23 protein-coding genes and 2 pseudogenes are annotated in these 20,562 nt (G+C 76.2%); 8 read left to right on the top strand and 17 right to left on the bottom strand.

The genetic code is table 11. The annotated features are described in order from the left end of the window. The first annotated feature begins 68 nt into the window (after positions 1–68). Positions 69–680: a nucleotidyltransferase domain-containing protein gene (locus tag H7K62_RS04845; protein ID WP_222437094.1), complete on the top strand. Its 612-nt coding sequence runs from the start codon at positions 69–71 to the stop codon at positions 678–680. 337 nt (positions 681–1,017) lie between these two features. Here H7K62_RS04845 and H7K62_RS04840 read toward each other — a convergent pair whose 3' ends face one another. From H7K62_RS04840 to H7K62_RS04810, 7 genes and pseudogenes are all read right to left on the bottom strand, one after another. After that, the gene (locus H7K62_RS04840; protein ID WP_186716803.1) at positions 1,018–1,491 is read right to left on the bottom strand and encodes a hypothetical protein; all 474 of its coding nucleotides are present in this window, start codon (positions 1,489–1,491) and stop codon (positions 1,018–1,020) included. A 523-nt stretch (positions 1,492–2,014) separates the two neighbouring features. After that, on the bottom strand, positions 2,015–2,296 hold the full coding sequence (locus tag H7K62_RS04835) for a ribonuclease E inhibitor RraB (protein ID WP_186716802.1): 282 nt from the start codon (positions 2,294–2,296) through the stop codon (positions 2,015–2,017). A 226-nt stretch (positions 2,297–2,522) separates the two neighbouring features. Further along, on the bottom strand, positions 2,523–2,741 hold the full coding sequence (locus tag H7K62_RS04830; RefSeq protein ID WP_186716801.1) for a hypothetical protein: 219 nt from the start codon (positions 2,739–2,741) through the stop codon (positions 2,523–2,525). Between the two features lie 77 nt (positions 2,742–2,818). Beyond that, positions 2,819–3,412, bottom strand: a complete 594-nt coding sequence (locus H7K62_RS04825) for a maleylpyruvate isomerase N-terminal domain-containing protein (RefSeq protein ID WP_186716800.1) — start codon at positions 3,410–3,412, stop codon at positions 2,819–2,821. Further along, the gene (locus tag H7K62_RS04820) at positions 3,409–4,371 is read right to left on the bottom strand and encodes a phosphotransferase (protein ID WP_186716799.1); all 963 of its coding nucleotides are present in this window, start codon (positions 4,369–4,371) and stop codon (positions 3,409–3,411) included. The genes H7K62_RS04825 and H7K62_RS04820 overlap by 4 nt, the downstream gene beginning before the upstream one ends. Positions 4,372–4,415: 44 nt before the next feature. Next, a pseudogene (locus tag H7K62_RS04815) lies at positions 4,416–5,426 on the bottom strand (LssY C-terminal domain-containing protein). Positions 5,427–5,665: 239 nt separating this feature from the next. Continuing rightward, the gene (locus H7K62_RS04810; protein WP_186716798.1) at positions 5,666–6,616 is read right to left on the bottom strand and encodes an NAD-dependent epimerase/dehydratase family protein; all 951 of its coding nucleotides are present in this window, start codon (positions 6,614–6,616) and stop codon (positions 5,666–5,668) included. 71 nt (positions 6,617–6,687) lie between these two features. Between H7K62_RS04810 and H7K62_RS04805 the strand changes: the two genes are divergently transcribed. Continuing rightward, the gene (locus H7K62_RS04805; protein WP_186716797.1) at positions 6,688–7,359 is read left to right on the top strand and encodes a class I SAM-dependent methyltransferase; all 672 of its coding nucleotides are present in this window, start codon (positions 6,688–6,690) and stop codon (positions 7,357–7,359) included. A 3-nt stretch (positions 7,360–7,362) separates the two neighbouring features. Here the strand turns inward: H7K62_RS04805 and H7K62_RS04800 are convergent, their stop codons facing one another. The 3 genes from H7K62_RS04800 to H7K62_RS04790 are packed head-to-tail and all read right to left on the bottom strand — an operon-like array spanning position 7,363 to position 8,559. After that, positions 7,363–7,734, bottom strand: a complete 372-nt coding sequence (locus tag H7K62_RS04800; protein WP_186716796.1) for a PIN domain-containing protein — start codon at positions 7,732–7,734, stop codon at positions 7,363–7,365. Further along, on the bottom strand, positions 7,727–7,981 hold the full coding sequence (locus H7K62_RS04795) for a ribbon-helix-helix domain-containing protein (RefSeq protein WP_186716795.1): 255 nt from the start codon (positions 7,979–7,981) through the stop codon (positions 7,727–7,729). The genes H7K62_RS04800 and H7K62_RS04795 overlap by 8 nt, the downstream gene beginning before the upstream one ends. A gap of 35 nt (positions 7,982–8,016) precedes the next feature. Next, positions 8,017–8,559, bottom strand: a complete 543-nt coding sequence (locus H7K62_RS04790) for a hypothetical protein (protein ID WP_186716794.1) — start codon at positions 8,557–8,559, stop codon at positions 8,017–8,019. 140 nt (positions 8,560–8,699) lie between these two features. On the opposite strand from H7K62_RS04790, the gene H7K62_RS21485 reads away from it, so the two are divergent. Both H7K62_RS21485 and H7K62_RS04785 read left to right on the top strand, forming a co-directional pair. Beyond that, positions 8,700–9,308 carry a hypothetical protein gene (locus tag H7K62_RS21485; RefSeq protein WP_222437091.1) on the top strand — a complete coding sequence of 203 codons (609 nt, stop codon included), beginning with the start codon at positions 8,700–8,702 and terminating at the stop codon, positions 9,306–9,308. Further along, positions 9,305–11,506, top strand: coding sequence for a DEAD/DEAH box helicase (locus H7K62_RS04785; protein WP_222437090.1), 2,202 nt, complete (start codon positions 9,305–9,307; stop codon positions 11,504–11,506). The genes H7K62_RS21485 and H7K62_RS04785 overlap by 4 nt, the downstream gene beginning before the upstream one ends. A gap of 44 nt (positions 11,507–11,550) precedes the next feature. Here H7K62_RS04785 and H7K62_RS04780 read toward each other — a convergent pair whose 3' ends face one another. Then, entirely contained in the window at positions 11,551–11,940 is a 390-nt protein-coding gene (locus H7K62_RS04780; RefSeq protein WP_222437089.1) for a DUF1905 domain-containing protein, read from the bottom strand. Between the two features lie 158 nt (positions 11,941–12,098). Here H7K62_RS04780 and H7K62_RS04775 point away from each other — a divergent pair, with 158 nt between their 5' ends. Further along, positions 12,099–12,461, top strand: a complete 363-nt coding sequence (locus tag H7K62_RS04775) for an STAS domain-containing protein (protein WP_186716792.1) — start codon at positions 12,099–12,101, stop codon at positions 12,459–12,461. An 8-nt stretch (positions 12,462–12,469) separates the two neighbouring features. Here the strand turns inward: H7K62_RS04775 and H7K62_RS04770 are convergent, their stop codons facing one another. Next, entirely contained in the window at positions 12,470–12,916 is a 447-nt protein-coding gene (locus H7K62_RS04770; protein ID WP_186716791.1) for an HIT family protein, read from the bottom strand. A gap of 109 nt (positions 12,917–13,025) precedes the next feature. Between H7K62_RS04770 and H7K62_RS04765 the strand changes: the two are divergent. Further along, positions 13,026–13,755 (top strand): annotated as a pseudogene (locus H7K62_RS04765) (SDR family oxidoreductase). A 43-nt stretch (positions 13,756–13,798) separates the two neighbouring features. Here the strand turns inward: H7K62_RS04765 and H7K62_RS04760 are convergent. The 3 genes from H7K62_RS04760 to H7K62_RS04750 are packed head-to-tail and all read right to left on the bottom strand — an operon-like array spanning position 13,799 to position 16,080. Further along, positions 13,799–14,188 carry a TraR/DksA family transcriptional regulator gene (locus H7K62_RS04760; protein WP_370591607.1) on the bottom strand — a complete coding sequence of 130 codons (390 nt, stop codon included), beginning with the start codon at positions 14,186–14,188 and terminating at the stop codon, positions 13,799–13,801. Further along, complete coding sequence (locus H7K62_RS04755; protein ID WP_186716790.1) at positions 14,185–15,279, bottom strand: zinc-binding dehydrogenase; 1,095 nt, start codon at positions 15,277–15,279, stop codon at positions 14,185–14,187. The genes H7K62_RS04760 and H7K62_RS04755 overlap by 4 nt, the downstream gene beginning before the upstream one ends. 21 nt (positions 15,280–15,300) lie before the next feature. Continuing rightward, the gene (locus H7K62_RS04750; protein WP_186716789.1) at positions 15,301–16,080 is read right to left on the bottom strand and encodes an aspartate/glutamate racemase family protein; all 780 of its coding nucleotides are present in this window, start codon (positions 16,078–16,080) and stop codon (positions 15,301–15,303) included. An 88-nt stretch (positions 16,081–16,168) separates the two neighbouring features. On the opposite strand from H7K62_RS04750, the gene H7K62_RS04745 reads away from it, so the two are divergent. Continuing rightward, on the top strand, positions 16,169–17,071 hold the full coding sequence (locus H7K62_RS04745; RefSeq protein ID WP_186716788.1) for a LysR family transcriptional regulator: 903 nt from the start codon (positions 16,169–16,171) through the stop codon (positions 17,069–17,071). A gap of 32 nt (positions 17,072–17,103) precedes the next feature. On the opposite strand, the gene H7K62_RS04740 is transcribed toward H7K62_RS04745, so the two are convergent. Continuing rightward, positions 17,104–17,814 (bottom strand): HD domain-containing protein, encoded by a 711-nt coding sequence (locus H7K62_RS04740; RefSeq protein ID WP_222437088.1) that lies wholly within the window; start codon positions 17,812–17,814, stop codon positions 17,104–17,106. A 495-nt stretch (positions 17,815–18,309) separates the two neighbouring features. Between H7K62_RS04740 and H7K62_RS04735 the strand changes: the two genes are divergently transcribed. Continuing rightward, on the top strand, positions 18,310–19,356 hold the full coding sequence (locus H7K62_RS04735) for an aldo/keto reductase (RefSeq protein ID WP_186716787.1): 1,047 nt from the start codon (positions 18,310–18,312) through the stop codon (positions 19,354–19,356). Positions 19,357–19,362: 6 nt separating this feature from the next. Here H7K62_RS04735 and H7K62_RS04730 read toward each other — a convergent pair whose 3' ends face one another. Next, entirely contained in the window at positions 19,363–20,358 is a 996-nt protein-coding gene (locus H7K62_RS04730; protein ID WP_186716786.1) for a hypothetical protein, read from the bottom strand. Between the last annotated feature and the right edge of the window lie 204 nt (positions 20,359–20,562).

Genomic DNA, 20,562 nt, shown 5'->3' with positions numbered 1-20,562 from the left:
GCCCGTGCCGGCGGGAGAGGCCGTGGGCAGCACGGGGGCCACCGCGTCGTCGTGGCAGCCTGTGACCGGTGCTGAGCCATGACGACGTCGTCCGGTGGTACGGCCCCTGGCGCAGACGCACCCCCGACGACGCCGCTGCCCTGCTGAGCGGCTACCCCGGCGCGTGGTGGATCGCCGGGGGCTGGGCGGTGGAGGCCTTCACGGGCGCACCGCGCCCGCACGGGGACCTCGACCTGAGCATCCCCGTCGCCGACACGCCCCTGCTGCACGAGCACCTCCACGGCCGGCTGGACGTCTGGGCGGCGTTCGACGGCGCGCTGCGTCCTCTCCTGACGCCGCGGCAGGTCCTCCCTGCGGGGTGCAGCAACCTCTGGCTCCGCGCCGACGGCGCCAGCCCGTGGGTGTACGACGTCCTCCTGATGACCGCGGACGGGGCGGACTGGGTCTACAAGCGCGACGCCCGGGTCCGCAGGCCGCTGGCCGAGCTCGTGTGGGAGCGGGACGGGGTGCGCTACCTGCGCCCGGAGGTGCAGCTGCTGCACAAGGCAGCGGCGCTGCGCGACGTGGACCGGGTCGACGCCGAGGCCGCGCTGCCGCTGCTCGACGCCCCCGCGAGGAGCTGGCTGCGGTCGGCGCTGTCCACGGCCCACCCGCAGCACCCGTGGCTGGAGCGCCTGTGACGCGCCACCTCCTCGTCCGGTCCGGTGCCGCAGGGACGGCTCGACGACACGGCGCTCCTCACCGGCGCCGTCCGACTTCGGCTCCGCGACCTGCAGGTGCCTCGCAGCAGACCCTGAGAGCCTCCCGCCGTGCACGCTGTACGTCGAGCCGGCTGGACCTGCCTCGACGGGGATCTTCCAGCTCTTCGGGACGACGTCCTACCTGAGTCTCACCGAGTGAGCCCCACCGGTCTGCCCGGTCGTCCTCACGCGGTTCCCCGCTCGGCGACAGCGATCGGCCCTCTCGCGGAGCTGCTCCCTCAGCGGCCCGTCGGACCGCAGGCACGACGGGCCGGACTCATCCGACGCCGTCGTCGACGATGCGCCAGGGGTCGGCGTCGGAGTTCCGGGCGAGCGGGTAGCCCCAGCCGTTGGCGCCGTCCTGCATCGACCCGTCGCCGCCGTGCAGGGTGAACTGGACCGGGACGTACACGGCGGTGCGGAACCCCTCGGCCGCAGAGCCGGCGGTGGGCTCAGGCGTTGCGGGACGGACGCGCACGTCGCTGATCCGCGGTGCGTCGTCCAGCCACGGGTCGGCCAGTCCCGCGTCTGCATCGGCCTCGAGGGCGCGCGCGGCATCGACGTCGTGCTCCTGGAGAGCGGCGATGTACGCGGTGACCACCCGCTCAGGGGTGCTCCTCCGGTCGCCGACGACGAGGGCGACCTCCTGAGAGCTCATGACCGGGGCCGGCCCCGAGCACCCGGTCCCGACCAGGACCGCCGCGACCCCGCACGCCGCGCCGGTCACCGCGCGGGAGCGACTGCCGATCATGGAGGTCTGCCTATCACGGCCACCGAGACCTGCGCGGGAACCAGGCCCCTGGGTCGCTCTCGCCGGTGTCCTGAGAGCGTGGTGAGGTTCCCCGCGGGAACCGGTCGCGGGACCGCCGCAGGAGCCGCGGTCAGGCACCTCGGAGGATCGGCCCCTTCAGCGTGACCAGCCGACCACGCCCAAGGGGCCGATCCTCCGAGCCTGGGGAGCACCACCACCGAGGGCTGGCGTCGGCGATCGCTGCCCCGCATGCGGCCGGCGGTGGGCACGACGCTCGCGCTGCAGGAGACTCCCTGGATGACGGCGCACCTCCCCCGGCCCTTGACGCCCGCCGAGGCCGCGGTGCTGCACCAGATGCTGAGCCTGGACGGGCGCGGAGTCGCGGCACTGCGCCAGCAAGCCGGCACGGCCGTCGTGGTCTCCGACCGCTGGTGCGGCTGCCCCAGCGTGGAACTGGCCGTGGCCGAGGAGGCACCCGTGGCCACCTCGACCGGCTGCGCTGGTAGTCCTCCGGGCCGGTGGGTCAGGCGCTGGCTTCCCAGCCGTCGTACTCGGCGCCGGGGACCCGGGCCGCGACGTCCTCGAAGAACTGGCGGGCGGCCACCACGGCCGACTCGCTGACCACGGCGTCGTGCTGCTCGGGAACCACCACCCAGCTCGTTCCCTCGACGGCCGGCTCGAGGGCCTGGATCTCCCACCCGGCAGCGGTGATCGCAGCGCCGGCACGGCGAGCGTCTGCCTCCTCGGGGAAGTACAGGTAGTGCACCCAGTGCCGGGGGGACGTCAGGTCGCTGCGCTGGGACATCAGCAGCAGCAAGTGGTCGTCGAGCGGATGACCGGTCGGGACGGGCTTCGGCCGGGACGGCCGACCACGCAAGATCCTCATCCCGGCACGGTGGCAGCCGAGCTCTCCGCACGCCGACACCCGGGATGGTCCTCCGGGCGCTCGTCACACCCCCGGCCGTGGCAACACCCCGGACCGTCAGCGCAGGAGCACAGATGGTCACGTCGGCGGGACGTCGGCCGGGGGCTCAGGTCATGCGCATCCACGCGGACGACGCGCTGCCCGCCTCGTAGGCCTCGTCCGGGGCCACCGCGCCCGGCCGTCCGGCGCGGCGCAGGTCGTCGCGGCGCCGGCTGCGGCCACCCCAGCGGGCGACGACGACGCTGGCCCCGCCCAGCAGCGCCAGACCGAGGCCGAGCGCCGCCAGGCCTGACGACGAGAGCTCCCACGTGAACTGCGGTTCCACAGCGCCTCCGGTCTCGTGGTGCCGATGACGATCATGCTACGCCGCTGCCGGCGACCCGGCCGCTCGAGCGGCGCGCGTCACCAGTCCTGGCCCGCACCGACAGCGGGGGCGGGCGACGGCTCGGCCCAGTCGCCCACCCGTGGGTGGTCCGGCAGGGCCACCCGGCCGGTGCACCACAGCAGCACCTCCCACGCCGGCCCGGCGGGTGCGCGCGTCCACAACCGGTCCAGCACCACCTGTGCCAGGTCCTCCGGTGGCTCGACGACCACCCCGAGGCCCTGGCCGACGTCCCAGGCGTGCACCAGCAGCTCGTTGACGCCGAGCACCGCGAACCCGCTGGGGTCCGTCGTCCCGAAGTGCCACGCCCGCGCCCCCGGCCCTGCGGCGTCCAGGGCGAGGACCAGCAGCGACGCCGCGGTCTCGACCGCCTGCAGCACCTGCGCAGGGGTCGCGCCGGGGCGCACCACGAGGTCCTGCGGGAGGTAGGCGTCGCGAGCGCCGGACGCGACCTGGCAGGCGTAGGCGAGCAGGTCGTGCGCCACGTGGGCGCCCGTCTGCCAGCAGGTCCAGTCGAGGTCTCCCGCGGGCACGCCCCAGTCGGCGCCGACCGTCGGCCGCAGCGCTGCGGTCACCACGGCGAGGGCCCGCTCGACGTCTCGCGCCCCGGTCATCCGCCCACGCCCCGCAGCACGTCGAGCGCGCGCCGGTAGCGCGCCCCGTCGACCGCCCGCAGCAGCACCGCGCCCTGCGCGCCCCTCGCGGCGACCACCCCGCTGCCGCCGACCAGCTGCACGTCGGTGAGCAGCCGGAACAGCAGCGCCCGGGCCATCAGCCCCACGTCCCCGCCGTCCCCGGCGGTGGTGAACGACGCGACCAGGTCGCCACCCTGCTCCCACCACAGCAGCCCGTCCGCGACCACCACCGCGCCGGCGTACGCGGCCGGCCTCCAGTACGGCGAGACGTCGATGACCGCCGGCGGCAGCCCCTCGGCGAACAGCACGTTCCCGGTCATGTCCCCGTGCACGAGCTGGTCCGGCTCCCGCCGCCGACCGGTGGAGCGGGCCAGGGCGCGCAGCTGCTCCACCAGCGCCTGCTGGTCGGGGTGCACCTCCAGGGGCTGCTCGTCCCACGCGGCGCGGTCGGCCACCGACCACGGGTCGGTCCTCCGCAGCAGGAAGCCGGGCCGAGGCAGGTGGGCGACGGCCGCCGAGAACGCCCGCGCGGTGGCCAGCAGCTCCGGCCAGCGGCCCGCCGGGCCGGCCTCGCCGCCGACCCACGTGCTGGCGCACCACCCCTCGACCACCCACCGACCGCCGGGCCCCGGCACGTCGACGGGCAGGCGGAAGCCGACCTCCTCCGCCGGTGCGGTGCTCAGCGGCCGGAGGGCCTCGGCGAGCCAGGTGACCTCCTCGGCCTGCAGCGCGTCGTCCACGGGTTTCAGCACCAGGGACCCGGCGGGTGGCGCCCCCGGTCGCCCCGCGCCGGACCCCGCGCCGGACCTCGCGCCGGACGCCGGGACGGCCAGCCAGCTGCTGCCCTGGCCCCCGGGCAGGGCAGTGGCCGTGGCGCCCGCGAGTCCGAACGCGGCCAGGACCCGGGGCGATGGCGAGGACGCGGACGGCGTGGTCACTCCGCGAGCCTGACACCGCGACGGCTGCAGCACGGCCGCGACGTCTACCGCCCCTGACGCGCAGCCCGCGGCGCCACCCAGCGGCGCGCGCCGTCGGAGCTGACCGTCACCAGCACCACCACGGACGCCCCGGCGTGCAGCAGGGACGTGAGGCTGCCGTGACCGCCGTGGAACTGGCTCGCGCGGTGGATGAGCAGCGCCGCCTCCCCCGTGCACACGGACATCAGCAGCACCCGCGCCCACGCCTGGCGCGCCAGCACCACCACCCACAGCGCCGCCGCGAGCACCGCGGGCAGCACGAGCGGGGCCGCGACCGACGCCGCCACCACCGCCTTGAGCACGCTCACCGCACCGGCGATCACCAGCTCCACCGGAGGGGTCCGGCGGTCGACCAGCCGCCGGTCACCGTCGTCGTCCTGCCCGTCGACCTGCCTGTCGACCTGCTCGTCGACCTGCCCGACCGGGATTCCGGTGAGGTCGACGACGACGAGGCTCCCGTCCGTGCGGACCACGTCCCCACCGCCGTTGCGCGAGTGGAACGCCGCCACGAAGTGGGGCAGCACGTCCGTGCGCGCCTGCGACACGCCGTGCTCCACGGTCGAGACCACGTGGTCGCGCTCCACGTCGATGTCGGCGTCGATCTTGTGGGTGACCTGCAGCGTGAACAGCGACAGCCCCACCGCCCGGTCGAAGGTGCCGGCGGCCAGCCAGTCCACGCGGTGGTCACCGGGCAGCACCCAGCCCGACGGCGTCGGCCAGAACCTCACGTGGTGGCGCCGCGAGGCGTCCCCTCCCACCTCCATCTCTTAGGCGAACGCCTGCAGCCGTCCGAAGAGCATCAGCGGCGAGACCGGCGCGGACGAGTACGAGCGGCGCAGCACCGCGGAGACGACGATCCCCCACGAGCTGCGCAGCGTGACCTCGTCGGCGCGCGTCCACCCCGCCGCCGCCATCGCGGCGTGCACCTGCGCCTCGCTGCCGAGCAGGGCCAGGTTGACCGGGTCGCCGAGGATCCCCGACGACGTGGAGGTGCGGCCGATGAAGTAGTCCGGCACGTAGACCTTGGTGAGCACCTGCTGCAGCCGCGGCAGCCCCACGTAGGCGACCAGCGCCCAGAAGAGCACCAGCCCGGCCGAGCTCGCCCCAGGCGAGCGCGCGGTGGTCGGACAGCAACACCCAGCCCAACCAGAACACCAGGGCGGTGCCGGCCAGGAAGAAGGCGCCGTCGACCACCTCGGAGGTGGTCCAGGTCCGGGCGACCCGCTTGCGCGGCAGCTGCGCCTGCGTCACGTCGTCATGATGATCGATCCGGCTGGGAGCGCGACCGGCGCACCAGCTCCGCCACGCACGCGCCGACCGTCGCGGCGTGCGTGCCGACGGGCCGGTACCCGGCCGCCTCGGACGCGGAGGTGTCCAGGAAGAACGGCGGCCAGGTGCTCCACGGGGACACCTCGCCGCCCGGGCTCCCGTCGTCGTCGTCGACCTCCACGTCCAGGCCCATCGCCGCGGCGACAGCGGTGACCACCTCGGCCGCAGTGGGCGTTCCGGGGTCGGCCGCGTTGAGCACGCGGTGGGCGGGCCGCTGCGCGCACAGGAGCGCGAGGGCGGCGAGGTTGGCCGCGGCCGTCGGGTGGTTGCCCGCGGTGGCGGCGTGCGGCAGGCGGAAGGTCCGCTGCCCGGCGAGCACCCGGTCGACCACCCACCGCTCGCGCGGCCGGGCGCTGCCCGGTCCGTGGATGCGCGAGGGCCGCAGCACCGAGACCGGCACGTCCGCGCCGCGGTAGACCTCCTCGACGGCGGCCTTGTTGCGCCCGTAGCCCTCCCGGGAGTCGTACGCGCCGGACCAGTCGGGCGGCAGGGTCGGGGTGTCCTCACCGACCGGGCCGCCGAAGTCCGGGGGGTGGTCGCTGTTGGAGTGGCGGCCCCGGGCGTCGGTGTAGACCGCCTTGCTCGACAGGACGACGACGGAGCCGACGTCCCCCGAGGCCTCGAGCACGCTGCGCGCGTGCGCCGCCGTGTACGCCACCACGTCGACGACGACGTCAGCCCCGTCCGCCAGGACGGCGCGCACCTGGGCGGGGTCGTCGCGGTCGGACCGGACGAACGCCACCCCGCGCTCGCGCAGCACCGCCGGGAACCTCCCGGGCGAGCGGCCGGTGCCCACCACCTCGTGGCCGGCGTCCGCGAGCGCCGCGGCGACCGCCCGTCCCGTCATGCCGCTGACGCCCAGCACCACTGCCCTCACGACGGCGCCTCCGCTCCTGCAGTCCGGTGGTCTGTGATCCACTGCTCAGGGAACACCCCCAGACTGTGCGCATGGCAGCCCCCGCGGTGGTGTCCACGGCCCTGAGGACCCTGGACGCCGTCAACGCCCACCACCCGTGGTCGCACAACGACGTCTACGCGCCCGTCGTCCTGCACCACGCGCGCCGCGTCGCGGCGGCGGGCGGCACCCGCGCCGTGGACGTCGGCTGCGGCACCGGGAACCTCTTGCGCCAGCTGGCGGCCGTCCTGCCCGAGGTGGTCGGGGTGGAGCCCGACGAGCGCAGCGCCCGGCTGGCCGCGAGCGCGACTTCGGACCTGGCGGGCGTTCAGGTGCGCCACGCGGCCTTCGAGCCGCTGCCTGAGCGCTCCGTCGACCTCGTCACCTTCGTCGCGAGCCTGCACCACATGCCCCTGGAGCCGACGCTGACCGCGGTGCGCGCGGCGCTGCGGCCCGGCGGGCGCCTCGTCGTGGTCGGCCGCTACCGGGACACGCCCGCCGACAGGTACCACTCGTGGGCCTCGCTGGCGCTCAACCCCCTGGTCGGTCTGGTCAGGCACCCCCGGAGGGCCACGGCGCTGCCGCCGCACATGACCTGTCCCGTCAGGGAGCCGCAGGAGTCGTTCGACCAGATCGCCGCCACCGTGCGGACGGTGCTGCCGGGGGCGCGCATCCGTCGCGGGCTGTTCTGGCGCTACGTCGCCGTCTGGACCGCCCCGCGCTGAGGCTCAGAGGACGATCGCGCTCACTCCGAGCCGGGACAGGTCCTCCGGGTCCGACGTGACCACGGCACAGCCACGGCGGGCGGCCGCGAGCGCCACGCTCGCGTCGACCACGTCCGCGGTGCCCGACCGACCGCACAGCGCCCCGGCGGCCCGCGCCGTCGACTCGTCCAGGGGTTCGACGACGACGGCGCGGGCCCGCAGCAGCCTGCCCAGGCGAGCCTGGCGCGCGCCGTCCCTCCAGACCTGGGCGAGCGCTCCGGCGGGGACGACCACGCTTCCTCCGCTGCGGTCCACGGCGTCGAGGAGTGCCACGAGCCGCCGCGAGCCGCGCTCAGCAGCGATGAGGGCCCCAGCGTCCAGGACGACGTCAGGCACCGGAGGCCGCCCGGACCGCCGGTGCTGTCGCGAGCGCCGCGGCGGCCCAGGCGCGGTCGTCAGCGTCGGGCTCTCCGACGTCCGAGACCATCTCGGCGACGACGTCGGAGAGCGTGGGCCGCTCGAGGTGCTCGCGCAGCGCTCGAGCGACCAGGGCGGAGACGCTGGCGGCGCGACCGTCACTGACCGCCTGCCTCGCGGCGGTCACCAGCTCGTCCGGGAGGCTCACGGCGATCTTGCCGGTCATACCAGCATCATACTGACGAGCTGCCCCGGCCGCGCTCACCACGGGACGCGCTCGCCGGGGACGAGCACCTCCACCTCGACGGTGTTGTCGTGGACGTGCAGCAGCGACAGCTCGCGCACGTCACGACGCTCCATCGCGACGATGCCGCTGCACGTGTGGTCGAAGGTGAAGCCCTCGAAGCACGCCAGCCCGCTGCGGCGCGCCTCGGCGCCCGGCCGCAGGAAGTGGTCGATGACGTAGCGCAGCCACTCCCCCGCGCCGTAGAACTCCTCCGCACCGTTGTGGGAGAGGCAGCAGCCCTTCGGGCACGGCGTCCAGTCGCACCACAGGCCGGGCTGCCCCGCGGACGGGCGGTTGCCCGGCCACGGACCAGCCCCGCGCACCGGCGGGTGCGGCGGGTTGGACGGCACGCCCTCCGCCGCGTAGTCCTCCTCCCGCGGATGGGCGGGGACGGTGTAGGGCCCGCTCGGACGGTCCCACCGACGGGACGCGGAGAAGGCGATGAGGTACTCCCGCTCAGCGGCGTTGAGCGGCGGGTCGATCGTGACGTGACCGAGGAACTCGTAGTGGACTCCCATGCCGCCGATCGTGGCCGCCCGCGCCGTCACGCCGCTGGGCTCGACCGCCGCCTGTGGACAGAGCATCTCTGGTGCTCCCGGCGTCCACAGGCCCGCTCGCGGCGCAGCGCACGGTGGGCGCGGCGCAGCAGGGTGGGCACATGCACTGCTCCACCGACTCCTCCACGACCGTCCGCCCCGTGGTGGAGGACGACGACTCCTGGTGGCGCGACGAGCGCTTCCGCACCGCAGACCCCCAGCGCCTGCTGGACCGGCTGGCCGACGAGGGGCTGCTCGACGAGACCGGACCGCTGCTGCTCCTGCTGCGCGGCTCGGGCACCCAGCAGCAGCTCGAGGGGACCTGCGCGCTCCGCCCCGGCCTGCCGGCCGCTCGCGACGACGGGCACCGCGACGGCGGGGCGTCGCCGTACGACCTGGTGCGGGCCGCGCTGCCCCTGTGCGGGCTGCGCGACGAGGACCGGTGGGCGCCGTTCGGGCCGGAGCGCACGCGCGCAGCGCTGGTGCTGCGCCGCACGGGGCGAGTGGTCTTCACCGACGAGGACTACGAGTGGCTCGACGGGCTCAAGTACGGCACCAACCACGCTGGCACGGACTACTCCGACGCCTACCTCGTCACCGAGCACGGCTGGACGGCCTTCTTCGGCGGGGATCGCGGCGAGCACGGCCTGGTGCCCCACCTGCGCCTCCTCGTGGCAGGCGCCGCGGCAGACCCCGCTGTCAGTGGTGCAGGGCAGAGTGGGACCTCGTGACCGACGTTGCGAGTCCCGCCACCACCGACCTGCGCGCGGCCGCCGAGGCGCACCTGCGGGCCCTGGCCGGTGAGAGCGCCCGGCTGCGCGAGGACCAGTGGGCCGCCATCAGCGCGCTCGTGGCCGAGCGCCGCCGCGTCGTCGTCGTCCAGCGCACGGGGTGGGGCAAGTCGGCGGTGTACTGGGTGGCCACCGCGCTGCGGCGCCACCACGCCGAGGTCGGCGGGGCGGGCCCTACCCTCGTGGTCTCCCCGCTGCTGGCCCTCATGCGCGACCAGGTCGCCGCGGCCACGCGCTCGGGGCTGCGCGCGGTGACGCTGAACTCCGCCAACGTCGACGACTGGCCCGCCATCGAGGAGCAGATCGCCGCCGACGCCGTCGACGTCCTGCTCGTCAGCCCCGAGCGGCTCAACTCGGTCGGCTTCCGCCAGCGCGTGCTCCCCCGCCTGGCGCCGCGCCTGGGCCTGCTGGTAGTGGACGAGGCGCACTGCATCTCCGACTGGGGCCACGACTTCCGCCCCGACTACCGCCGCCTCGCCTCGGTGCTCGCCGGGCTGCCGGCCGGCACCCCGGTGCTGGCGACGACGGCGACCGCCAACGCCCGCGTCTCCGCCGACGTCGCCGCGCAGCTGTCGGCCGACGGCACCCCGGCGCTGACGCTGCGCGGTCCGCTGGACCGGGAGGGCCTGGAGCTGGCGGTGGTGCCGGTGCCCGACGTCGCCCACGCCTACGCGTGGACGGCGCAGATGCTCTCCACCACCCAGGGCAGCGGGATCGTCTACACGCTCACCGTGGCCGAGACGGCGCGGCTGGCGGAGTTCCTCGCCTCCGACGAGGGCGGCGGGCACGCGGTGGCGGCGTACTCGTCGGCCACCGAGCCCGCCGAGCGCGAGCGGCTCGAGGCGGCGCTGCTGTCCGGTGAGCTGCGCGCACTGGTCGCCACCTCCAGCCTCGGCATGGGCTACGACCACCCGCGCCTGGCCTTCGTCGTCCACCTCGGGGCACCGAGCTCACCGGTGGCGTACTACCAGCAGGTCGGCCGCGCGGGCCGCGCGCTCGACGGCGCGGTGGGCGTGCTGCTGCCGACGGCCGCCGACGAGCGGATCTGGGCCTACTTCGACTCCACCGCCTTCCCGCCCGAGCCGGTGGTCCGCCGCGTGCTGGAGGTGCTCGAGCGCCTGAGCGGCGGGACCGACGGCGTCGGCCTGCCGAAGCTCGAGGTGGAGGCCGGGCTGCGCCGCGGCCGGCTGGAGGCGCTGCTCAAGGTGCTCGACGTCGACGGCGCCGTCGAGCGGGTCGCCGGTGGCTACCGCACCACCGGTGAGCCGTGGCACTACGACGCCGAGCGCATCGCCGGGGTCGCCGCTGCCCGCCGCGCCGAGCAGGCGGTGATGCGCCGGTACGCGGCCACCCCGGCCCTCCGGGCCCCGGGGGCCGAGCCGTGCCTGCTGCGGGTGCTGCGCTCCGAGCTCGACGACGACGGCGCCACCGACTGCGGCCGCTGCTCCGCCTGCACCGGGCAGCTGCCCGCGCCGGGGCTCGCCGTCGACGAGCAGCTGGCCGCCGCCGCGCTGCGCCACCTGCGCAGCCAGACCACGGTGCTGGGGCCGCGCAAGATGTGGCCGTCCGGCACCGCCGGCCGCCGCGGGCGGATCGCCGAGGGCGTGCGCGCCGAGCCGGGCCGCGCCCTGGCCATCGGGGAGGACCCGGCCTGGGGAGACGCCGTGGCCGCGGTGCTGCGCGAGGGCCCGACCGCGGCGACCTGGAACGACGTGGTCGACGGGTGCGTGAGGACGCTCGGCCGCTGGCGCTGGCCCGCGGGCCGGCCGGCGTGGGTGACGTGGCTGCCCGGATCCCCCACCGGTGAGACCGCCGCGCACAACCTCGCCGAGGCGCTCGGGGAGGTCGGCCACCTTCGGGTGCTGCCCGCCCTGGAGGCCGTCCCCGGGGCTCCGCTGGAGGCACCGCGCCGCGAGGGCGCCGGGCCGGCTCCGGCGTCGGCGGCGGCTGGAGTCGCCCTGGCCCGGCTGCAGCTCTCGCCCGAGGGCCGGGAGGCGGTGTCGGCTTCGGGCGGCGCGCCGGTGCTGGTGGTGGACGCCGAGACGCGCACCGGCTGGTCCCTGACCGTGGCTTCGGTGCTGCTGCGCGAGGCCGGCGCTGGTCCCGTCTACCCGCTGGCGCTGCTCAAGCGCGCCTGAGCGCCACGACGTGCCTCGAGGGCGGTCGGTGCAGCATAGCCGCCTCAGTGGTGCGTCTCGACCGCGACGCGCACCTCGTCGCCCAGCTCCAGCCCCTCGCGGGTGCGCACCGCCTTCTTCAGCGGCAGCACGTAGCGGGGGTGGCGCGCGCCGTCGGGGCCGGCTGCGCCGGGCTCGGGGAAGATCGACGTCGTCCAGCGCGAGCTGCCGATCGTCGCGGTGACCCTCACCGCGCCGAACCCGGCGCGCGGGCGGGGCACGGCGGAGATCTCGTCGGAGGCGTCCTGCGGCAGGCTCACGAAGACCCACTCGTCGGTGCGCGCCTGCCAGCGCCACAGCTCGGCGGTGAACTCGTAGCGCGTCAGCGCGCCCAGGCGCCCGCCGTCGTCGTGCTCGTCCAGCCCGTCCAGCCCGTCCGGGCGCGTGCTCGCCACGCCCCCACCCTGGCGCACGAGCCCCACACCACCCCCATCCCGTCCTTGATCGACGCGGAGGAGGGGGGAGGCGTGGCCCGCGGAAGGGGGACGGCGTGATAGCGCGCCAGGGGGACGTCCGCCGACGGTCGTGGAGACCGCCGTGCAAGATGGAGGCCGTGGGGACGCAGACGACGGGCGCGGACGGCGTCGAGGGGCCCTTCGGCACCATCGACCTGGACGCCACCGACCCCACCACGCTCCTGGTGAGCGGCGAGGTGGACCTCTCGGTCACGCAGGACGTGCTCCAGGAGCTGCCCCGCTGGGCGCAGGTCGAGCAGGTGGACCTGCGCGGGACCACGTTCCTGGACTCCTCCGGCATGCGCCTGCTGGTGCAGGTGGCGCGCCTGGTCGCACCGCGGCGCCTCCAGGTGCTGGGCGCCAGCGGCCAGCCGCTGGCGGCGCTGGAGCTCTTCGGCGCGGGGCACGTGGTGGACCTCGTGCCCGCGGCGCCGCCCGAGCAGCGCCGCACCGGCACCTGAGCCCGCAGTCACCCGGCGGCGAGCCGAGCCCTGACGGCCTCGGCCACCTCGCTCGCCTGCCCGGCCGCGTAGCGCCGCCGCGGGCCGAGGAAGAAGCGCAGCCCGTCGCCGCGGGTGCGCGGGATCACGTGCAGGTGCAGGTGGGGCACGCTCTGGCTGACCACGTTGTTGGTCAGCAGCAGCGCGCCCTCGGCGCCCGTGGCCGCCTCGACCGCGCGCTGCAGGGCCTGGCTGGTGGTGAGCCACTCGTGGGCGAGCTCGGCGGGCAGCTCGTCCCAGGTCTGCACGTGCACGGCGGGCACCAGGAGCACGTGGCCGGGGAACAGCGGGTGGGCGTCGAGGAAGGCCACCACGGTGTCGCTGCGGTGCACCACCTCCGCGGCGGCCTCCCCGCGCACGATCGCGCAGAACACGCACGGCTGGTCTGACCCCCGCGGGGTGAACTGCTGCGCCATCCCTGCTCCCTGCCCCGCCGACGGCGGGGGAAAACCCGGTGCGCAGGAACGGGCCGCCGACCTAGCGTCACAGCCCGTGGTCGAGGCGCAGGCACACCCGCAGACGCAGATGCAGCACGGGCGCCGCCCCGTGGTGCTGGTCACCGGGGCAGGACGACGGCGGGGCATCGCCGCCGGCGTGGCGCTGCGCCTGGCGCAGGCGGGGTGGGACGTCGGCCTGACGTGGTGGACGCCCTACGACGCGCGGATGCCGTGGGGCGAGCACCCCGACGACCCCGCCTCACTGCTGGCCGACCTCACCGCCGCCGGGGCGAGGGCCACCGGGGCGCAGGTGGACCTGTCCGACCCCGCCGGGCCCGCGGCGGCCTTCGACGCCGTGCAGGGCGAGCTGGGCCCGGTGACCGCGCTGGTGGTCTGCCACTGCGAGGGCGTGCCCTCGAGCGTCCTCGACACCACCGTCGAGTCATTCGACCGCCACCTGGCCGTCAACGCCCGCGCGGTCTGGCTGCTGGTGCGCGAGCACGCGCTGCGCTTCCGCGACGCCGGTCTAGCGCCCGGCAGCGGGCGCGTGGTGGCGCTCACGAGCGACCACACCACCCACAACCTCCCCTACGGCGCGAGCAAGGGAGCGCTGGAGCGGATCGTCGTCGCGGCGGCCGAGGAGCTGGGCGGGCTCGGCATCTCCAGCAACGCGCTCGGCCCTGGAGGCCACCCCGCTCCGGCGCCCCGGCACCCCGGCCGACACCGCCGACCTCGTGGAGTTCCTCCTGTCACCGCGCGGCGGCTGGGTGAGCGGCCAGGTGCTGTTCAGCAACGGCGGCTTCCGCACCCACCGCTGATCTCACACGCCCGCCGCAAACCGGTGTGAGATGTCAGTGCATGTCAGCGCTTGGTGTCAGCGCACCTCACGCACGTGTGAGATGTTGACCTGACCAGCAGCCTTCCAGGTGCGATCTCACACCCGCACTTCTCACACCGTCCGAACGTCCCGGCGGCGACACGCTCCAGCGCGGCGTCCACCTCCCGGAGCCGGGCCAGCTGCCGGTCGCGCACGGCGATCGCCTGGGCCCGTTCGAACGCGATGGTGGCGCCCTCCGGGTCGTGCTCGTCGTCGGCGTTGGAGTCGCGCGAGGCCTCCACCACACCAGCCACCGCGCGGTCGAGGTCGCGCACCTGCGCGGTGGCGTCGGCGCGCTCGGCCTCCAGCGCAGCCACCACCTCCGCCAGCGACGGCTGTGAGGTCAGGGCGGACTGCGTGGGCTCGGAGCTCACGGCCGGATCATCGTCACGCCCACCGGCGCGGTGCCCTCGTCCATGGACCGCACCAGGGCCTCGATGCCGGCGGCGTCCTCCAGGGGCAGCCAGCGCGCCACCAGCTCGGTCGGGCGCAGCTTGCCGGAGGTGACCAGCGCCATGAGCTCGGGGTAGCTGCGGGCGTCCATGCCGTGGCTGCCGAGCAGCGCCAGCTCGTGGGTGATGACGCGGGAGACCTCCACCACCGGCTCGGCGGCCACCAGCCCGATCTGCACGTGCCGGCCGCGGCGGGCCAGGGAGAGCAGGCACGCGTCGAGCGCCCCGGGGCGGCCCACGGCGTCCACGCTGACGGCGACACCACCCTCTCGACCGCGGCCGGCCCCGGCTCCGACGACGGCGTCGGCGACCTCCGCGGGCGTCAGGCCCGCGGTGCGCACGGTGCTCGTGGCGCCCAGCTCGAGCGCGCGGGCCAGGGCCCGCTCGTCGACGTCGGCGGCCACCACCTCCGCGCCCAGCGCCGCGGCCACCATGACCGCGGACAGGCCCACACCGCCGCAGCCGAGCACGAGCACGCGCTCCCCGGCGCGCACCTGCGCGCGCTGCACCAGGCCGCGGTAGGCGGTGGCGAAGCGGCAGCCGAGCAGGGCCGCAGCCCCGCCGTCGACGTCGTCCGGCACCTCCACGAGGTTCACGTCCGCGTGGCGCACCACCACCTGGTCCGCCCAGGACCCCTGCGCGGTGAACCCGGGCTGGGTCTGGTCGCGGCAGACCTGGCCGTCCCCGCCGGCGCACTCCGGGCAGCTGCCGCAGGCGTGCACGAACGGGGTGGTGGCCCGGCGGCCCACCCAGGACGGGTCCACGCCGTCACCGACGGCGACCACGCGCCCGGCCAGCTCGTGGCCCGGCACGTGCGTGGCGGCGGAGCCGCCGGGCCCGGCGTGGGCGCCGACGACGACGTCCGGGTCGTGCCCGGCCCAGGCGTGCACGTCGCTGCGGCACAGGCCCGTCGCCTCCACCGCGATCACGGCGCCGTGCGCCGGGGGCTCGGCGTCGGGCAGGTCGACCAGGGTCAGGGGGCCGCCGGGCTCGGCGTACTGCAGCGCGCGCACCCCAGGAAGGGTAGGCGCAGGCTAGGCGGTCACCTGGCCGGAGGCCGCGAGCGCCGCCTCGACGTGCAGCCGCGCCGAGGGCAGCAGCGGCACCCCGGCCGGGGCGTCGTCGTCGCCCAGCAGCAGCTCCAGCTCGGTGCAGCACAGGCCCACCGCCTGCGCGCCCCGGTCGGCGAGGTCGGCCACCACGCGGGCGAGGTCGGCGCGGGTGCCCGGGGAGAAGACCCCGCGGCACAGCTCGCCGAACACCGCGGAGTCCACGCGGGCCACCCCGGCGGCGTCCGGCACCAGCACGTCCACCCCGGAGGCCGCGAGGCGCTCGGCGTAGAAGGGCTCGGTCATGGTGCCGCCGGCTCCCAGCAGCCCGACGGTGCGGGCGCCGCGCGCCAGCGCCGCCTGCGCGACGACGTCCGCCAGGTGCAGGAAGGTCACGCCCCGCTCGGCGAGCGCCTCCTCCAGCGGACCGGCGGCCTTGTGCATGTAGTTGGTGGCGACGACGACGACGCCGGCGCCCGCCCCCGCGAGCGCCAGGCCCTCGCGGCGCAGCTGCTCGGCGGCGTCGTCCCAGCGGCCGGTCAGCTGCCGCTCGCGCACGGGCGCGAAGTCGAGGCTGCGGACCAGGAGGTCGGCGCTGGCGAAGGGCTCGGCGGGCCGGCCGGGAGCGGCGTGCGCGCGGTGGGCGCGGACCAGCTCGTTGGCGAGGCGGTAGTACAGCGCCGTCGACTCCCAGCTCATGCCTCCGAGGACGCCGATGGTGGTGGGGCTGCTGGTCGGGCCGGTGGGGGAAGCGTCCGCGGTCATGTCCTCCACGCTGGTCACTGCCGCCCCGGCGCGGTAGCCCCACCGCAGCCCAGGCACCCACAAGCGCTGCTTGTGGGACAGTCCAGGGGTGGATCCCCGTCGCCTGCTGGTGCTGCTCGCCGTCGAGGAGGCGGGGTCCCTGACCGGGGCCGCCGCCCGGCTCGGGACCACGCAGCAGGCGGTGAGCCAGCAGGTCACGCGCCTGGAGGCCGAGGCCGGCACCGCGCTGCTGGTCCGGGAGGGCCGCGGCAGCTCGCTCACGGAGGCGGGCCGGGTGCTCGCCGCCAGGGCGGAGGAGCTCTCGGAGGTGCTGCGCGCCGCCGCCGAAGACCTCGCGGCCCTGTCCGGACTGGTGCGCGGCGAGGTGTCGCTGGCCGCGTTCCCCACCGCCTCCGCCGTGGTGCTGCCCCGCGCCCTCGCGGCGCTCGCGGCGCGGGCGCCGGGGCTGTCGGTGCGGCTCACCGAGGCCGAGCCGCCCGAGGCGGAGGCCGCCGTGCGCGAGGGCCGGGTCTCCCTGGCCCTGGTGTTCCGCTACGCCCGTGACGACGAGCCGGTGCCCGGGGACCTGCTGAGGGTGCCGCTGGGCAGCCACCCCGTGCACGCCGTGGTGCCGGCCGGCGAGCGCCCCGCCGCGCACCTCGCCGACCTCGCCGGCAGGCCGTGGATCGCCGGGTGCCCCCGCTGCCGCGCCCACCTGGTGCGCTGCGCGGCAGCCGCCGGCTTCACCCCGGACGTGCGGCTCGAGACCGACGACCACGTGGCGGTGCAGCACCTCGTGGCCGCCGGCCTGGGGGTGGCGCTGCTGCCGTCCTGGGCGCTGCGGGCGAGCACCGTGCCGGGCGTGGTGCACGCCCCCGCCGCCGGTCTCGACGCCCGGGTGGTGGAGCTGCTGCTGCGGCCCGAGTCGCAGCGGGTGCCCGCTGTGAGGGCGCTGGCGTCGGAGGTGCAGCGCGTGGTCGCCGAGGTGGACGGGACGGCCCCCGGGGCGTGAGAGCGGGCCGCGGGAGCCTGCGGGAGCCCGGGTCAGTCCCGGACGTCGAAGGGCAGTGCCAGGGCCAGCCGCCGCTCGGTCGCGGCAGCCGCCGCGCGCACGGCGGGGGCGCGCAGCGCGTGGGCGAGCGCCAGGTCGCTGCCCTCCCCGTGCCGGGCGCGCGCCTCGGCCAGCCGCTCGTCCACGCCCACCGGGTGGCCCTGCGGGCTGGTGGTCTGGTCCGCCCACACGAGCGCGTCGGCGAGGGGCCCCTCCCAGCCGCGCGGGTCGTCGAACTCCGACAGGGCGCTGCCGAGGCCCTTCACCTCCGCCAGGAACCGCGCCCCGGAGTGGTGGGCCACGAGCGCCACCACCTCCTCCGGCCAGCCGGTCTCCCGCAGGTGCCGGGCGCCGTCGAGGGGGTGGAAGCCGGTGGCCGCCAGCGCCGGCGCGTACCCGACGTCGTGCAGCCACGCCGCGGCGACCAGCACCTCCCGCTGCTCGGGGGGCACGGCGGCCCGGGCGTGCAGCGCTCGCCCGGCGACGCCGGCGGTGTGCCACCAGCGGTCGCCCGCCGGGTCGAGCAGCTGCCGGGCCACCCGGTGCGCCCGCTCGACGAGCGACGCTCCGACGGCGGCCCGGGGATCGCTGCAGCGGGGATGAGCGCTGCGCCGAGGGCGCTCGAGGAGCGGCGCGGACGGGCCCGGTGACGGCTCGGTGGTGGTCTCGCCCCGGGTGCTCGAGGCGACGGCTCGTCCTGCCATGGGGGGACGGTAAGGGTGATCGCGGCCGGCGTCACGCACCGCGCCAGATCTGCTCCAGGGACCTCCGGGCGGTCGGCACAGCCGGTGACGGGAGGCTCACGACGAGTGCCTGTCGGGCTGACGACGCGTTGCGCGCTTGTCATTCACGAGTCGCCGACGCACCACGCGCCTGTGCTTCACGAGCGCCTGACGCGCTCCGCGCTTGTCATTCACGAGTCGCTGACGCGCGACGCGCGTGTCGTTCACGGAACCCGACGCGCAGCCCCCTTGTCATTCACGGCCCACCGACGCACCACACGCGTGGCAGTCAAGTGCCAGTCGAACAGACGGAGCGGGCGGACGACGCCGCACGACGCTTGCTTTACTGACCCCTTGTCCGACCCTACTCGCGCGTACTCGGAAGACGGCCGGAGTGACTTGTCACGTCCGAGGCTCGAGAGGGGCTCCCCACACCCCCGGCGCGCGCTCCGGCGCGCGGCCCAGCAGGGTGGAGCGGTGGAGACGAGGCTCATGGGAGCAAGCGGGTGCGCCGTCTCGGCGTTCACCCTCGGGACGATGACGTTCGGGAAGGAGACCGACGAGGCGGGCGCGCACGAGCAGCTCGACGCCTTCGTCGAGGCGGGCGGCACGCTCGTCGACACCGCTGACGTCTACAACGCCGGCGTCAGCGAGGAGATCGTCGGGCGGTGGGTGGCGGACCGTCCCGACGACGTCACCGACCGCGTGGTGCTCGCCACCAAGGGCCGCTTCCCCACCGGGGAGGGCGCCAACGACGTGGGGCTGTCACGCCGCCACCTCACCCGCGCCATCGACGCCTCGCTGCGCCGCCTCGGCCGCGGGGTCGACGCGATCGACCTCTACCAGGTCCACGCGTGGGACCCCCTGACCCCGCTCGAGGAGACGCTGCGCACCCTCGACGACGCCGTGCGGGCGGGCAAGGTCCGCTACGTGGGCCTGTCCAACTTCACCGGGTGGCAGGTGCAGAAGGCCGTCGCGCTGGCGCACCGGCTCGGCACCGCCGTGCCCGTGACCCTGCAGCCGCAGTACAACCTGCTGACGCGCGGCGTGGAGCTGGAGGTGGTCCCGTCCTGCCTGGACGCCGGGCTGGGGCTGCTGCCGTGGTCGCCCCTGGGCGGCGGGTGGCTCACCGGCAAGTACACCCGCGACCAGCGGCCCACGGGGTCCACGCGGCTGGGCGAGGACCCTGAGCGCGGCATGGAGGCCTACGGGAAGCGCTCGTCGCAGCAGCGCACCTGGGACGTGGTCGACGCGGTGCAGCAGGTGGCCCAGCAGCGCGGGACCTCCATGGCGGCGGTGGCGCTGGCCTGGCTGGTGGCCCGCCCGTCGGTGACGTCGGTGATCCTCGGGGCCCGCACCACCGAGCAGCTGCGGGAGAACCTCGGCGCCGCCGACCTGCGCCTGGAGGCCTCCGAGGTGGAGGCGCTCGACGCCGCCAGCGACCCGGCGACGGAGGACTACCCCTACGGCCCGGCCGGCAGCGCCCAGCGCAGCCGGCCCGTCACCGGGGGGCGCGCCAGCTGAGGTCGGTCAGACCTCCTCGAGGAGCGCCCGGGCGATGACCCGGGCCTCCTCGAGACCGTCGTAGCGCAGCTTGTACGTGGCGGTCCGTCCCGACCCGGTGGTGGACAGCAGGTGGCGCCTGCCCGCCAGGTGCTTGGTGTAGTTGCCGGTGTCGAGCAGGCCGAGCCGCTCGACCTCGGCGCGCACGACGGCGTCGGGGACGGGCTCTCCGCCGTCTCGCCCGCTCCAGCGCAGGGCCGCCAGCAGGAGCACGGCCGCCGTGCCGACGCGCTGGGCGCGGGTGCGTCCGAGGCGCGCGGGGTCCCCGGCGAGCTGCAGCTTGCCGCCGCGCTCCTCCCAGACCCGATCGAGCAGCTCGGGGCGCACGCCGAGGGCGTCGGAGATGGACCCCCACGGCTCCTCGCCGGCGTCCGTCGCGCCCGTCCACGTGCGCGGTCCCACGGCCACGAGGCGCTCCGGGCCGCGCCGCGGAGCGGACCAGTCAGCACCGCCGTCGTCCTGGCCGGAGCGCGGCGCCAGGCGCGGCACGCCGGCGCGCTGCGCGGTGGCGCTGCTCAGGGGACGCAGGACGCGCGGGGGCTCGGGCCAGTCAGGGCGCAGGTCGGGCCGCGCCTCCCCCCGGTGGTCAGCGCGGTGGTCAGCGCGCTGGACGGCCCGCTCGGACCAGGGGTCGGTGCGGTGGTCGGCGTGGTGGTCGAGGTCCCAGGGCTGCGCGTCGACGCCGTCCTCGGCCCGTGACGGCTGCCCGAGCGCGGGGTGCTCCTCGCCGCGCAGGCGCAGGGCCGCCGGGGAGGGCCGGTCCGCAGCGCGGTCGGCGCCCCGGTCAGCGGCGCGCTCGGCCGGCTGGTCCCCGGAGAGCGCCGCCCGGCCCAGGGGCGCCTCGCCCGCGGTGCGGAGCACCAGCTCCACGGCGGTGGTGAAGGCCACCGCGCGGAGGTCGCTGGAGACCCCGGAGCGGTCGACGGCGTCCGCGGCGCAGCGGAGCACATCGGCGACGTCCACACCGCGAGCGTAGCGGCGCGCGGACCGCCCGCGCGCCCGGTGACGGAAACGCGTCGAAGGGGACGGGCGACGGACTCGGTGCGGACTCGCGGTGCGCCTCACCCACCGTCACGCGAACGGGCCGCCGCACTCGGACGCGTACTCGCTGTCGTGCCGCGCCGCGTCGCCGCTCCGGGAACCGACTCGTTCCGCGTCTTGCCCTAC

Origin of the sequence: Quadrisphaera sp. RL12-1S, assembly GCF_014270065.1 — a bacterium.
Taxonomy (GTDB): domain Bacteria; phylum Actinomycetota; class Actinomycetes; order Actinomycetales; family Quadrisphaeraceae; genus Quadrisphaera.
This window is presented reverse-complemented; position numbering and strand designations above follow the sequence as displayed.